General features: G+C 59.8%; 12 protein-coding genes and 1 pseudogene. 10 read left to right on the forward strand and 3 right to left on the reverse strand.

All coding sequences use genetic code 11. From position 1 onward, the window contains the following. Nucleotides 1-40 precede the first annotated feature (40 nt). From istB to dctA, 3 genes are all read right to left on the reverse strand, one after another. Nucleotides 41-817 (reverse strand): IS21-like element helper ATPase IstB, encoded by a 777-nt coding sequence (gene istB, locus ACE103_RS07720; RefSeq protein WP_375781038.1) that lies wholly within the window; start codon nt 815-817, stop codon nt 41-43. Between the two features lie 17 nt (nt 818-834). Further along, complete coding sequence (gene istA, locus ACE103_RS07725) at nt 835-2385, reverse strand: IS21 family transposase (RefSeq protein WP_375781039.1); 1551 nt, start codon at nt 2383-2385, stop codon at nt 835-837. An 823-nt stretch (nt 2386-3208) separates the two neighbouring features. Continuing rightward, a complete protein-coding gene (gene dctA, locus ACE103_RS07730; protein ID WP_375778944.1) occupies nt 3209-4531 on the reverse strand; it encodes a C4-dicarboxylate transporter DctA in 1323 nt (440 codons plus the stop codon). Between the two features lie 871 nt (nt 4532-5402). Between dctA and ACE103_RS07735 the strand changes: the two are divergent. From ACE103_RS07735 to ACE103_RS07780, 10 genes and pseudogenes are all read left to right on the forward strand, one after another. After that, a pseudogene (locus ACE103_RS07735) lies at nt 5403-5518 on the forward strand (oxidoreductase); the annotation flags it as partial. 565 nt (nt 5519-6083) lie between these two features. Then, nucleotides 6084-6782: a hypothetical protein gene (locus ACE103_RS07740; RefSeq protein ID WP_375778945.1), complete on the forward strand. Its 699-nt coding sequence runs from the start codon at nt 6084-6086 to the stop codon at nt 6780-6782. 5 nt (nt 6783-6787) lie between these two features. Beyond that, complete coding sequence (locus tag ACE103_RS07745; protein ID WP_375778946.1) at nt 6788-7474, forward strand: molybdate ABC transporter permease subunit; 687 nt, start codon at nt 6788-6790, stop codon at nt 7472-7474. 64 nt (nt 7475-7538) lie between these two features. Beyond that, nucleotides 7539-8078 carry a hypothetical protein gene (locus ACE103_RS07750; RefSeq protein ID WP_375778947.1) on the forward strand — a complete coding sequence of 180 codons (540 nt, stop codon included), beginning with the start codon at nt 7539-7541 and terminating at the stop codon, nt 8076-8078. A gap of 451 nt (nt 8079-8529) precedes the next feature. Further along, nucleotides 8530-9630: a hydrogenase small subunit gene (locus ACE103_RS07755; RefSeq protein ID WP_375778948.1), complete on the forward strand. Its 1101-nt coding sequence runs from the start codon at nt 8530-8532 to the stop codon at nt 9628-9630. Between the two features lie 13 nt (nt 9631-9643). Further along, nucleotides 9644-11434, forward strand: a complete 1791-nt coding sequence (locus ACE103_RS07760) for a nickel-dependent hydrogenase large subunit (protein WP_375778949.1) — start codon at nt 9644-9646, stop codon at nt 11432-11434. Between the two features lie 4 nt (nt 11435-11438). Beyond that, nucleotides 11439-12158, forward strand: coding sequence for a Ni/Fe-hydrogenase, b-type cytochrome subunit (cybH, locus tag ACE103_RS07765; RefSeq protein ID WP_375778950.1), 720 nt, complete (start codon nt 11439-11441; stop codon nt 12156-12158). Between the two features lie 11 nt (nt 12159-12169). Beyond that, nucleotides 12170-12754 carry a HyaD/HybD family hydrogenase maturation endopeptidase gene (locus ACE103_RS07770; protein ID WP_375781040.1) on the forward strand — a complete coding sequence of 195 codons (585 nt, stop codon included), beginning with the start codon at nt 12170-12172 and terminating at the stop codon, nt 12752-12754. A 15-nt stretch (nt 12755-12769) separates the two neighbouring features. Beyond that, entirely contained in the window at nt 12770-13060 is a 291-nt protein-coding gene (locus ACE103_RS07775; protein ID WP_342709636.1) for a HypC/HybG/HupF family hydrogenase formation chaperone, read from the forward strand. Between the two features lie 643 nt (nt 13061-13703). Then, a complete protein-coding gene (locus ACE103_RS07780) occupies nt 13704-14567 on the forward strand; it encodes a hydrogenase expression/formation protein (protein ID WP_375778951.1) in 864 nt (287 codons plus the stop codon). Nucleotides 14568-14583 lie beyond the last annotated feature (16 nt).

Genomic DNA, 14583 nt, shown 5'->3' on the forward strand with positions numbered 1-14583 from the left:
AGCGTGGCGGCGCTGGCTTTTGGTTGCCTGGTTGTTGAAGTCAGTTGGTATTCGTTTCGCTGTTTTCGACGTCGGTCAAGGGGCGCGCAGCTTTTTTCCTTCGCATGCTGTCGCCTTCGAGGGCGATACGGTGGGAGTTGTGGATGATCCGGTCGAGGATAGCATCTGCGATGGTTGGCTCGCCGATCATGTCGTGCCATTGGGCAACGGGCAGCTGAGCGGTAATCAAGGTCGATTTGCGCCTGTAGCGCTCTTCGAAGATTTCGAGGAGATCAAGGCGCTGCTGGTCATTGAGGGTGTGGGTGCCCCAATCGTCGAGGATGAGCAACTGGACACGTGCGAGCTTATCGATGAGGCGCGGGAAGCGACCATCGAGACGGGCCATGGCGAGGTCTTCGAACAGGCGCGGCATACGCAAATAGAGGACGGAATGATCGAGCCTGGCCGCCTGGCGTCCGAAGGCGCACGCCAGCCAAGTTTTGCCAGTCCCGGTCAGGCCGGTGATGATGAAGTTCTCATGGGCTTTCAGCCAGGCGCCTTGCGCCAGCTGCAGGGTGTTGCGCCGGTCAAGACCGCGGCGGGACGCGAAGTCGACGTCTTCGATACAGGCGTCGATGAAGCGCAGCTTGGCTGCGGCCAGCCGATTGGTCAGGCGCCGGTCGGCGCGCATGGCGGCTTCGCGATCGAGCATCAGGCCGAGCCACTCGTCGCGGCTGAGATCGGCGGCATTGTCCTGTTCGGCCAATTGCCGGTAGGCGGCCGCCATTCCGGCAAGGCCGAGCGCCTGCATCTGGTCGAGGGTCGGGTGGGTCAGCATCGCGATGGTCCTTTCCTTCATTGATAATAGCCCCCACCACGGATGTTGGCGTGCGAGGGGGTGGCTTTGACGGGGGCGGCAGCAGGGCTCGCGCGGTCGAGCCCGGATTTGAGGATCGCGCTCACCGAGGAGTAGCTGATCGCGTTGATGACGAGTGCCCGCTCGCAAGCTGCTTCGAGCCGATCGCGCTCGTAGCGCCGCGCCAGGGCGATGATCCCCATGGCGGAGCGATAACCCTGCTCGGGATGCGGGCGCTCACGCATCATCCGCTCGACCAGCGTGGCGGCGTTGACGCCGATCCGCGCTGCCATCTTGATCAAGCTCGCCGGCGTCATATTGGCGTAACGCTGATGGGCCTTGGGCATGTGCTCGTTCACGGTGACATGGCCGCTGCGCTGAGAGCGGCGCACATGGCTGGCAACACGCGTGTGATCCTGGAAGATCTCGACGGCTCGATAGGTGAGCCGGACGTCCACCCGACGGCCGATCAGCCGGTGCGGCACCGAGTAAAAGGTCTTGTCGACTTCGACGTGATAATCGGGGTGGACCTTCGCCGTTTTCCATTCGGCGTATTCGAACGGCTCGCCCGGCAACGGCGTCAACGCAGCGCGCTCGATCTCCTCGAACAGCTGCCGGCGGGATTTGCCGATATGGCGCATCGGCCGATGGTTCAGCTCCTCCAGCAAACCGGCGATCGCAGTATTGAGATCGGTCAGGTTGAAGAACCGCCGATGGCGCAGCCGTGCCAGAATCCAGCGCTCAACAATCAGCACCGCGCCTTCAACCTTGCCCTTGTCGCGCGGCTTGCGGCTGCGGGTCGGCAAAATCGTCGTGTCGTAGTGCTCGGCCATGGCGGCAAAGGTTTGGTTGAGCGTCGGCTCGAACCACAACGCCTTGACGACCCCGGCCTTCAGATTGTCGCAGACGATCGCCCTGGGAACTCCGCCGAAGTACGACAAGGCCCGGGTCTGGCCTTCGATCCAATCTGGTAGTCGCTGACCGAAGCTCCCCATAGCGAAGGTCAGCGACGAGGCCCCGAGCACCGCGACAAATATCTGCGCCTGACGGATCTCGCCGGTTTGCGGATCGATCACCTCCACCGTCGGACCCGCATAGTCGGTCTGCATCACTGCACCCGCCGCGTGGCGATGACGGAAGGTCGGGTTCGCCCGGCGCCGATAGGCGTCAAACTTCTCGCAGAACCACGTGTAACCATAGCCGTCGGGATGCGCCGTCCGGTATTCCTGCCACAGCAGCGTCAGCGTCACGCCCTTGCGCTTGAGCTCCTGCGCCACCCGTGGCCACTCAGGCTCGCTCAAGTCCTGCGGGGGCCGCCCGACCCGCCGGAACAAGGCTCGCTGCAAGGCCGCCTCGCTCTCGTAAATCGGCGGCAGCGGCCAGCTCAAACCCGCTTCACGCGCTCGCAGCAGGTAGGTGGCAACCGAACTCTTGCTGATCTGCAGCCGTTCCGAGATCTCCCGAACCGACAGGTCCTGCTCGTACGTCAGCCTCAGGATCGATCGTAGGTCCTTCACAGTGGTTCGTTTCGCTTGCTTCCGTCTCGGCATTGCCCCTCTCAAACTCACAGCTTGAGAGAGAACATTGCCTGAACGGCGCTCCCGAAAACCAACCTCCCGCAACTGTCCGCGATTTAGCGGAATCCCTGTCCCGGAATTACTGAAATCGCTGTCCGCGAATTACCGAAATTGCTGTCCGGAAATTGCCGAAACACGCAGCGGACCCGACAGTTGCTTGTGGCGGCTTCTATGCTGCCTTCGAGGCACGGGCGAAGTCCTCCAGGTTTGGAATGCACCGTCCACGGACACACGCACCAAGCAGCGGTTGGTGCACATCGTTGTCCGAGAGATTGTTTGCGATCTCGATGACAATACCAATGAGACGGATCTGCTCATCCACGGACCGGCGGCCGGCACACGGAGGTTCGTGTTGCTCTCGTTAAGACGGGCCGATATACGGGGGATATGGCCCCCACGGCCGTTGACGCGCTTCGCAAACTCGCTGGTCATTGGCCTGATCGAGAGCTCGCCGTGTCGCTCAATCGGATGGCTCACGCAAACTCTCGAACGGATCGCGCGGCGTTGGCCGATCTCTCAAGATCGATGCTCTTATGCCCTGGAATTTCCAAGCCTGAACGGCCAAAGCTTGGCGCCTACGCCGCGCCAAACACGTCTTCGGTAATCATGGGCGGCGGCGCCTCGCGCATTAAGGTTCTTGAAGCGGCGGTAGATCACCAAGCTGCGAGGATTTGCCGCATCCTGAAACGGGTATGAAAGCCAACCAGGCTCGACGCGACAGCGATGGGGGCTTGAAGCCCACGTAGCTTCAGGTTGTTTCGACGCGTCCTGAAATCACGGCCAAAAATGCGGGGGCCTACCTCCTTGTGTTTCTGATGTCGATACCGGTGGAATCGGTGGGCTGCTTGAGCCGGGCGTGTAGCGTCGCATGCTCGAGCTCGCCTTCCCACCAGGACACGAACACAGCGGCAATGCCATTGCCGGTGATGTTGGTAAGAGCTCGCACTTCGCTCATGAACTTGTCGATCGAGAACACGATTGCCATGCCCGGCACCAGCGCCGGGTTGACCACCGACAATGTCGCTGCGAGCGTGATAAAGCCCGCGCCAGTGACGCCGCTTGCCCCTTTCGAGGTCAGCATTGCCACGAGCAAGATCGTGAGCTGCTGGCCAAAGGTGAGATCGACCCCGAGTGCCTGGGCAATGAACAATGTCGCAAGCGTCATATAGATGTTGGTACCGTCGAGGTTGAAGGAGTAGCCGGTTGGCACCACGAGGCCGACCACGGGCTTGGAGCAGCCCAGTCGTTCGAGCTTTTCCATCAATTGCGGCAGCGCGCTTTCCGAGGATGAGGTGCCGAGCACGATCAAAAGCTCGTCCTTGATATAGACAATGAACTTGAAGATCGAAAAGCCGACGATGCGCGCTATCAGACCGAGCACGACCACCACAAAGACCGCGGCCGTGGCATAGAATAGCGCGATCAGACCGATCAGATTACCCAGCGCCGCCGGCCCGAACTTGCCGATCGTGAAGGCCATCGCGCCGAATGCACCGATCGGGGCCACTTTCATGATGATGGCGATCACGCCGAACACCGCGTGCGCGACGTCGTCAATCATGCCGAGCAGCCTATTTCCACGCTCTCCCAGCGCCATCAGCGAAAAGCCAAACAGGATCGCGAACAGGAGCACCTGCAGGACATCGCCGCGAGCGAGGGCGCCGACCACAGTTTCGGGAATGATATTGAGAAAGAAATCCACCGTCTTGGAGGCTTCCGCCTGCTTGACGTAATTGGCGGCCGCCGCAGCATCGGCTTTGACCGCAAGGCCATGGCCGATTTGGACCAGATTGCCCATGACAAGACCCAACACCAAGGCAAAACTGGAGACGATCTCGAAATAGACCAACGCCTTGACGCCGACGCGCCCGACTTTCCTTGCATCTTGAATATGCGCGATGCCGGATGCGACGGTGCAGAAGATGATCGGCGCGATCACCATTTTGATCAGCTTGATGAAGCCGTCACCGAGCGCCTTGACCCAGTCGTTGGTCGCAACTGATGGCCATAGCCAGCCGACGATGACGCCAATCACGATCGCGATCAACACCTGGACGTAGAGAATTTTATACCAAGTTTGCGACGCACGCGCGGGTGCCGCAGTTGCCATGGTGGTCATGACGCTTCCTTCCCGAATACACTCGAATGCGGGCCGCCGCATCGTTGAGAGGCGCCGGCCTCATGCGAGGCTGTCATTTTAGCCGTGTCCGATTGAAGACAGTTCCGAGAGCCGGCGCGTCATTCCAAAGGCAGGCGTTCAATTACGTTATCGTTTTCGTCAAGCAAGATTTGCACCAGACGCCTAACCTGCGGCCTATAAAACGGCCATCGGAAACATCTGCCTTTTGGCGAGGTTCATTTGAATACTCGGACGGCGTTGGCATGTCCGAATGCGAAGGCGTTGCTCAGAGCGACACATATCTTGCACTGGCAGGGTAAGTTAGCGGAGGCGTGTCTCGGCGTGGAAGCTCAGTGTGATCGGTATGCGTCGCGTGCTGAGTTTACGCAACAATGCGCTGCATTGGTAAAATTGATTGTTTGGATCGCAGGTATCCACGCGATGGAAGCGTGGCGCGATCAAGGCTAGATTTGGCTTCGTTAGGAAACCTTTGATTTGGCGCGCGGGGCACTGCGTGTTTGCTCGCGGTAGAGCTCGTTCGTGCACGGGGGCGTCTCCAGACCCGTGCTAACGGTGCGGGTAGGAAGGTTTGGTCGATGTAGGGCGTATCTGCCTTCGGCCCTGGGTGAGCCTTTGGCCGTCTCGCAAAAGCAGTGCTGCGATGGTTTCTCAACTCGATCATTCCGCCTTGGCAGCTTTGACCGTTCGTTTTCGACCTTCTTGTCAGGCCGGACGAGACCAGCGTGACTGGCGCCGGCTGTACTGGCGAGTTCGAACAGAGTGGCGGCAATTGGATGACGGCGAGCGTGCTCCGGTCCAGCAGTACATGGCCCGGTGAAGCCGGACGGTTGGGCGAATTTCTCCCGCGCATGAGGTCGACCACCGCGACGTCTTCTTCAGCGAGCAGCAAAAGCACGCGAACGAAAAGATCTGCGCGCCAGCGGCACCATCACCGTCGATATGCTGCATCGCCCGGACGCGCTGTAGGTTCGCTGCAACGCGTTGATTTCGGCGGCATGTCCTGGCCGAACTCTCGGCACGACTAACGCATGTCCCAAGTTTGTGCCCCGCTATCATAAGACAGCGCACGCAGGGGTGCCGGATAAAGACGGTCGGCGACGCCCAATTGTCTTTCTTCAAGGCAGACAAAAGTTCAGCGCATTACTTTCAGTCGCGTTATTCTCGCAATGGAACTGTGGCGGGTTGCTTGCGCTGATCGCGCTCGCGCTTGAGGGACCCAAAACAAACCAGCCGATTCGTCGAAGCAGATCGACATAAAGATTTGCGTCGAGTTGACACGGAGCGTTGTAAAACTCCAACAGCATCTCTCGGGCGGCAAACTCTACCGTTTCATTGTGCCGTCGCTGTCTGCTTGAGAACAGAGATGCCGGAAACCTGACAGCGCGTTAGGTCCACTCCACAGCGACGTTGGTATCTATGCGCGTTTTTTCCACGCACGCCACACTTCGCAAGCGGCACAGAGATTGCTGGATAGCGAGCGAGGAGCTGCGCCGTCAGACCGGTCGAAGCGGCCCTGTCACAGGAGTTTCCGATGAGGCTTGCGATGCCGCTCTTGCTCGCAGAAACGACGCGCCTCAATGTGGCAACCGTCACCAAATGCTGCATGCCGCACGATGAGCCTGTCGCGTTGTCGAAACGGGCGAAGCGGCCCGAGACCGTGTTGAACATTACCGCGAGCACCGAACTCCATAGCCAAGCCCCGCAAGCCGCGAAATTTCAGGCGTCTCGCCGGGGCGACAGCGTTCGCCCGAGGCGGCTGCTTGAGAACGGCCCTGCGGCTCCGGAAAATCACTTCACCTCTGAGGCGAATTTGACTTCGAACGTCCTGAATGGCGCGGATACGCGCAAGCCGCTGTCGTTCACGATGCTGTCGAGTTGCCGTCGAGTCGTCGCCTCGGAAGGGACGGCTGGGGCGAACACGACGAATGTGTTCGCCAAGTCGGAAGCCTCGCAGCAGAACTTAATACAGCGTGCGCCCATCCCGCAGGCTAATCGATTGATAGATACCGGACAGTCTGACCTCTGCTCCACTGCACTGTCGCCGCTAACAGGCAGCGAAGCGGGTATGCGCCGGCTGTTAGCGAGCGGTTTTGCGAGTCAATCTGGAAAGACGCCCAGTTCTTGGAGGTTGGACCGGACCAATAGGCGATGCACGCCGAATTCTTCAGCGATCCGGACGTGCAGGCGATCGCTGAGCCGGTATGACGACGTACTCTCACCGGGGGGCTGACGCACATGGATGCTTTTTCGGCGGAGATCTGGCAGTCCGTTGCGCTCACGATCGAGCTTGCCAGCGTGACGACGATGATCCTCCTGGTTGTTGGCGCGCCGCTCGCGTGGTGGCTAGCACGCTCAAAGACGGTCTTGAGCGACGCGGTAGCGACAATCATCGCGCTGCCACTTGTGCTGCCGCCGACTGCGCTCGGTTTCTGCGTACTCGTCCTGCTCGGCCCGAACGGTCCAGGGGGCCTTCTCGCCTCTTTCTGGGGCGAGCACACGCTCGCCTTTACTTTTGTAGGAATCGTGGTCGGATCGGTCCTCTCGGCGCTCCCTTTGGTGGTGCAACCGATCCGTAATGCCTTTGTTGCGATAGGCGACGGTCCGCTGGAAGTTGTCGGCAGTCAGCGTGTTTCTCCGTTGTATGCTTTTATTACCATCGGCCTGCCGCTAGCGCGACTGGAGTTTCTCAAGGCTGCCGTGGTTGGCTTTGCTCATACGATCGGCACATTCGGCGTCGTGATGATGATCGGCGGCAACATTCCTGGGCGCACCAAGGTGTTGTCAGCCTACGTCATAGACTATGTCCAGGCATCGCGCTGGCGCGAGGCAAGTTGGGTTGCCGGCGGTATGGTGATGTTCGCCTTTGTCGTCATTTTCACTTTAACCCTCATCGACAAATGCTGTGCCAGGAGAGGCACATGAGGGCAGGCACACCTCGCCGGTTCGAATCGCCCGCGACGTGACGGCCGGCCAGACATGTCCGATCATGAGCGAGCAGCAGTATTGCAAGCCAGATCCGTCCGTCCTTGGCGAGGACACAGTGAACGCGGCCTGTTATGGCCGCGGCGGCTGCCGGAATCAGCTACAATTCGGCATACTCCGCGCCTCTGCTCGAGGTGATGGCAATGACGACGGAGTTTCTAAGCAGCGGCTTGCCAGACTAGACGAGTTCTTCGATCGCGATATCGCAGGCAAGCGGGTACCGGGCGCGGTTGTTGCAATCGCCAGAGACAGCAATGGTTCGCTACAAGGCGTACGGACCTCGATCCACAAAGAGGAACGTCGATGCGATATTCGCATCCGCGTCTATGACCAAACCGATGCTGGCGGTAGTTGGGTTTATGCTGATGGAAAAGGGTCGCCCGCATCTGCGGGTCAAGCTTCGCGATTCCGGAATTCGAAAAACATGAAGGTGGGATGCGGCAGCCTGACGTTCGATAAAATTCGAAGCGCAGAGTTCTCCGATCTACGGTCACGATCTTCATCGCAACACATCAGGCCTCAGCTGTGGCGGGCCCTCGCATAGCTCTGATCAAGTCGCGCGTCTCTGTCGGGTTTCGCAGCTCAGCCGGTCAAGGCGACAAGCATGTTTTCAACGAAGGCATTACCAAGCTGCCGCTGACGCATCAACCAGGAACCAAATCGGTGGCCGATGTGGTGCCCGGCACCGGCACCAACTCTGTCAAGCAATCGTCATGCCGCGCGCCGTGCTTAAAGCGAGTATGACGCAGTCGTCGCGCTGCAGCAAACCGTTGTGTTGCTTTGTTGGAGTTCTTACGTCGACGTTCAAAACCGGACCATTAACGCGATGGGCGATCAGACGCGAGCTTGTACCTCGCCAGCTGGGCTCGCCAATCCGCATTGCAGACTGCCAAGCGGCGGCTTGGCATCTGCCAAGTGCTTCTTGTGCCGTGGCCTGTTTCTTGCTGCTGGACGTCAGTAATTCGTTACGTCCGACGAGACACTTGGAAGGGTTCATGGGCGGGGCAACGGAAACTTTCTACAGCGTGATCAGACGTCAGGGAATCACGCGTCGCAGTTTCAACAGATTCTGCAGTTTTACGGCTGCGAGCTTCGGACTCGGTCCGCTCGCCGCAAGTGGTATTGCCACCGCTCTGGAGACCAAACCGCGCGTGCCCGTCATCTGGCTGCACGGGCTCGAGTGTACCTGCTGCTCGGAAAGTTTTATCCGCTCGGCCCATCCTTTGATCAAAGATGCGCTGTTGTCGATGATTTCGCTCGACTATGACGATACGATCATGGCGGCGGCAGGACATCAGGCCGAATCCATCCTGGAGGAAACCCGTGCCAGGTACAAACGCAAGTATGTGCTTGCCGTCGAAGGCAATCCGCCGCTGAACGAGGGGGGCATGTTCTGCATTGACGGCGGCAAGCCGTTCATTGAAAAGCTCAGGTCGATGGCGGAAGAGTCCATGGCGATCGTCGCTTGGGGCACATGTGCGTCCTGGGGCTGCGTACAGGCGGCCAAGCCAAATCCGACTGGCGCGGCGCCGATCGATAAGGTGATCACCAACAAGCCGATTATCAAGGTGCCCGGGTGCCCGCCCATCGCAGAGGTCATGACCGGCCTGGTGACCTTCATGACCACGTTCGGAAAGCTTCCGGAGCTCGATCGCCAAGGACGTCCAAGGATGTTTTATTCCGAGCGCATCCACGACAAGTGCTATCGGCGTGCCCATTTCGACGCTGGCCAATTTGTCGAGGAGTGGGATGATGAGGGCGCACGCAAGGGCTACTGCCTGTACAAGATGGGTTGCAAGGGGCCGACCACCTACAATGCCTGCTCGGCCGTTCGGTGGAACGGCGGCGTTTCATTCCCAGTTCAATCCGGCCACGGCTGCTTCGGCTGCTCCGAAGACGGCTTTTGGGACAAAGGTTCATTTTACGACCGGCTCACGACCATCAAGCAGTTCGGCATCGAGAAGAACGCCGATCAGATTGGCAAGGCCGCTGCCGGCGCAGTGGGACTGACCGTCGCCGCGCACGCGGCGGTCACGGCCGTGAAGCGGTTGACCCAGAAGCCGGATCGCGCAGCTCACAGAAGTAAACCGAGTTGAGGGGAGGGCGAAGGTGGGTGTCCGGACACCGAATGGGTTCAATCTCGATTCTTCCGGTAAGCGAATTGTCATCGATCCGCTGACCCGGATCGAAGGCCACCTGCGCGTCGAGGCCAATCTCGATTCCGACAACGTGATCCGCAATGCAGTCTCGAGCGGGACGATGTGGCGTGGCATCGAAGTCATCCTGCGCGGGCGCGATCCGCGCGACGCATGGGCGTTCACCGAGCGGATTTGCGGTGTCTGCACCGGCACCCATGCGCTCACCTCTGTGCGCGCGGTTGAGAATGCGCTAGGGATCTCCATTCCGGAGAATGCCAACTCGATCCGCAACATCATGCAGCTGTGCCTGCTTGTGCATGATCACCTCGTGCATTTCTATCATCTGCACGCGCTGGATTGGGTCGATGTGGTTTCCGCGCTCAAGGCCGATCCCAAATCGACCTCCGCGCTGGCGCAGTCCATCTCGCCCTGGCCGCTGTCGTCTCCTGGCTATTTTAAGGATTTGCAGATCAGGCTCACCAGATTCTTTGGATCAGGGCAACTTGGTCCGTTCAAGAATGGCTATTGGGGTCATCCGGCCTACAAGCTACCACCGGAAGCGAACCTGATGGCCATGGCGCATTATCTGGAAGCGCTCGACTTCCAGAAAGAGATCGTCAAGATCCAAGCCATTTATGGGGGCAAGAACCCGCATCCGAACTGGCTGGTCGGGGGCGTGCCCTGCGCGATCAATATCGATGGAACAGGCGCGGTGGGCGCGATCCATATGGAGCGGCTTAACCTCGTGTCCTCGATCATCGACCGTTCGATCGAGTTTGTCGAGCAGGTCTATCTGCCCGACATTGCAGCGATCGGCTCGTTCTACAAGGACTGGCTCTATGGCGGCGGGCTTTCGGGCAAAAGTGTGATGTCCTATGGCGACATCCCCGAAAGCGGCAACGACTGTTCCGAGAAAAGCCTCAAGCTGCCGCGCGGCGTCATTCTTGATGGCAATCTCAAGGAGATCTTGCCGATTGACCTTGGCGATCCCGAGCAGATCCAGGAGTTCGTCGCCCATTCATGGTATAAGTACCCGAGCGAGTTCTGCGGTCTGCATCCCTGGGATGGCGTCACCGAGCCGAGCTTTCAGCTTGGCGAAAAGGTCAAAGGCAGCAGGACAGATACCAAGGAACTCGACGAAGGCGGCAAGTATTCCTGGATCAAAGCGCCGCGCTGGCGCGGCCACGCCGTCGAGGTCGGGCCGTTGGCACGATACATCATCGGTTGTGCGCAAGGCAAAGCCGAGTTCAAGGAGCCGGCCGAGAGACTGCTCAAGGGGCTCGATCTTCCCCTGACTGCGCTGTTTTCGACGCTTGGCCGTACTGCGGCCCGAGCGCTCGAATGTCAGTGGGCGGCGCGTCAGATGCGTTATTTCCAGGACAAGCTGGTGCTCCACATCAAGGCCGGCAATACCGCAACTGCCAATGTCAGCAAGTGGAAGCCGGAAAGCTGGCCTAAGGAGGCCAAGGGCTACGGTTTCACTGAGGCGCCGCGCGGTGCGCTCGGGCATTGGATCAAGATCAAGGACACCAAGATCGGCAATTACCAATGTGTCGTGCCGACGACGTGGAACGGGTCGCCTCGCGATTCCAAGGGCAATATTGGCGCTTTTGAGGCCTCCCTGATCGGTACTCCGATGGCGGATCCGCATCGGCCGGTCGAGATCTTGCGAACGATCCATTCCTTCGATCCGTGCTTGGCGTGTTCGACCCACGTGATCAGTCCTGCCGGCCAAGAAATGGCTTCAGTCAATGTTCGTTAGGCACATGCTGGACAAGGCTCCGCACCCCCTTACGGCCGTCGATGCGGCACCGAACGCTCGCAGTGTCGGCCATGGCGTCGCCTACGTTTATGAGGCGCCGGTGCGACTGTGCCATTGGGTCAATGCGGCGGCCATTCTGGTGCTGGGTATATCCGGTTATCTCATTGGAACTGGGACACCGGCGATGCCGGGAGAGGCAAGCGGCAATTTCCTGTTTGGCTATATCCGCGTTGCGCATTTCTCTGCGGGATATGTGCTCGGCGTCGGCTTTCTGCTGCGCATCTACTGGGCCCTGATGGGAAACCCGTATGCCATGCAGATCTTCTGCGTGCCGCTCTGGCGCAGGAGCTTTTGGCGCGAGGTGTGCCACGAGATTCGTTGGTATGCTTTCCTTGCAGCTGAGCCCGAGAGGCGTGTCGGGCACAATCGCCTAGCTCAACTCGCAATGTTCTTCATGTTTACGCAGACGATCACGTTCATGGTTGTCACAGGCTTCGCACTTTATGGACAGGGCGCCGGTAGTGACAGCTGGCAGTACGAGCTATTCGGCTGGGTGTTTGCAATCTGGCCGAACAGTCAGGACGTCCATACCTGGCATCATCTCGGCCTGTGGGTAATCGTGAGCTTTGCCCTCGTCCATATCTACGCGGTGATCCGGGAGGACGTCATGTCGCGCCAAAGCATCTCCTCCATGATTTCGGGTGAACGCGAGCTTCGCGATTGACTGGGAAGCGGATGCTAAGTCCGGAGAACAAGAAGCGGATCCTGGTGCTCGGCATTGGCAATATCCTGTGGGCCGATGAGGGATTCGGCGTGCGAGCGATCGAGGAGTTTCACCGCCGCTACGTCACCCATGACAACGTCACCATCCTCGATGGTGGCACTCAGGGGCTCTACCTCGTCAGTTTTCTCGAGTGGGCGGACTGCCTGATTGTGTTCGATGCCATCGACTATGGACTGCCGCCCGGGCAGTTGAAGCTCGTGCGAGATGACGAAGTGCCAAAATTTACCGCTGCCAAGAAGGTGAGCCTGCATCAGACCGGCTTTCAGGAGGTCTTGAGTGCGGCCGACCTGCTTGGCCGCTGCCCGCGAGAACTCGCTCTCATCGGCTGTCAGCCGTTGGACCTGGAGCATTGGGGCGGTCCGCTGACTGCTCCGGTGCGTTCTCAGATCGCGCCTGCGATTGAACTGGCTTGCAAACTGTTAGTGCAGTGGGGCTCACCGGCAAAGCTGCGGACCGCGCCGCTGCCTGCAGCAGAACAGCTGTTGGCGAACAATATCGACCGTGCAAACTATGAAACAAGAGCGCAGCCGATCTAGCGGCCCGGGCTGACCATGTGCCTTGGCTTGCCAATGACGATTGTTGAGACAGACGGCATCACGGCGCTGTGCGAGCATGGCAATGAACAGCGGCGTGTCTCGGTCATGCTGCTCTCCGACGCGTCGCTCGGCGCCAAGGTGCTCGTCCATATCGATACCGCGGTGCGGCTGTTGGACGAGGATGAAGCAAGGCTGATCTCGCAAGCACTCGACGGGCTTGAGGCCGGCCTCAACGGCCAGGACTGCGATCGCTTCTTTGCGGACTTGATCGGTCATGAGCCGCAATTGCCCGAGCACCTACGCTAGTGGTGCCGCTTGCGGACGTTGCGCCGCCTACGCTTGCTCGCATATCGAATCTGCAATCGCGGGCACCCTCTACACGAAACATACCAAGCGCTTTGAGCCGCTGATCCGAGCGGGAGAACGCGATCGCGGCGAGACGATGATTGGCATGTGCCTTGCTAATACCCCGCCTAAGAGAACCTAAGATTATCAGAAAGGCGTCTGATGAAATTCCAGCTGGCGCAACACGATCTGGCACGGCCCGGTCTGTCCGAGGTGGGGAGCGCCAGCGCCGATGGGCGCCTGGCCACGCACGATCCCATGAGGGCAGTCGTGGTGCTGCTGTCGGCGGCCGATCCCCTCTATTCGCTCTGGGCCATCCACGTCGCAATCTCTCTTTCTGAACTGATCAAGGCGCTGCGGCCGAGCATGCGAGGCACAGTGACCGCGCGCGGCGCTAGTGGCGAACCGGACGGACGGCTCGGGCTGCGTGGCCCGCGGACGCCGGTCCTGTGCCATCAGCACGATACACTCCGCCTGACCGGCAAGGACCGGGTCCGTTGGTCAAGATCGACCGCATCTCGGCATCGATCGTTCGGCCACACGCCCTTAGCGCTTGTATCGCCAAGAGCATTGCCTCCTGACAAACCCAAAGGAACGTCGCATCATGAAAACAGCGGCCAGCGTCGTATCGGAAGGGGCCGAGCAGGCGGCAAGCGACTTCCCACTCGACACGGAAAGTCTCGGCGCAATCCATAGCGGACCGACGGCTGTGGGGGCGCTCACCAAGCGCGCTTGGCGCGATGGCGACGAGCTTGCGAGAATCTGTCCGAATGCCACCGCGCTGTTATCGAACGCCGCTGCTGCCGTTGGCCGCCAGAAAAGTGGCGTACGGACGCAACTGTACAGACTGGCGAATCTCAGCGATCTCGAGCGCAGGCTGATTTCCGAAGTGCTTGGCGAGGGCGAGGTTGCCGGCGTCGTTGCGCTGCCAGATGGCTCTCTGGCGCAAATCCGGGAGGCCGTGCTGGCGGGAATCTGGCGCGTACGTACTGGGTCCGAGCCAGCACACGAATATGTTGAGATCGGGGCGATCCCGCAGATCGTGCGCCGCGCCGCAACCGACCTGACGTCCACCGATCTTGTGATAGGCTCGGCGCCGGACGGCGCGATGAACGTGCTCCCGGTGCTCGCCGAAATACGCGAGCGGGCCCGCGCCTGGCGGTCTGGCATGCGCGCGCATGTCATCAATCTCACGCTGCTGCCGATGAGCGCTATCGACCTGGCGTTTCTGCAACAAAGCGTAGGCAATGGTCCGGTCCAGCTCATCTTCCGCGGCTACGGCTCTTGCCGAGTGCAGGCGACCGGAATCCGGAACGTCTGGTCGGTGCAGTTCTTCAATTCTATGGACAACATCATCCAGGATACGCTGGAGGTCGGCGGCGTGCCGCTTGTAGCGTTGGCGGCCGACGAGGATTTCGAGGATTCCGCCGAACGCTTGCACGAAATCATCAAGGCTTACTTCCCATGAAGAGCTTAGAGAACAT

It is taken from the genome of Bradyrhizobium sp. ma5 (genome assembly GCF_042258955.1).
In the GTDB taxonomy this organism is placed as follows: Bacteria; Pseudomonadota; Alphaproteobacteria; order Rhizobiales; family Xanthobacteraceae; genus Bradyrhizobium.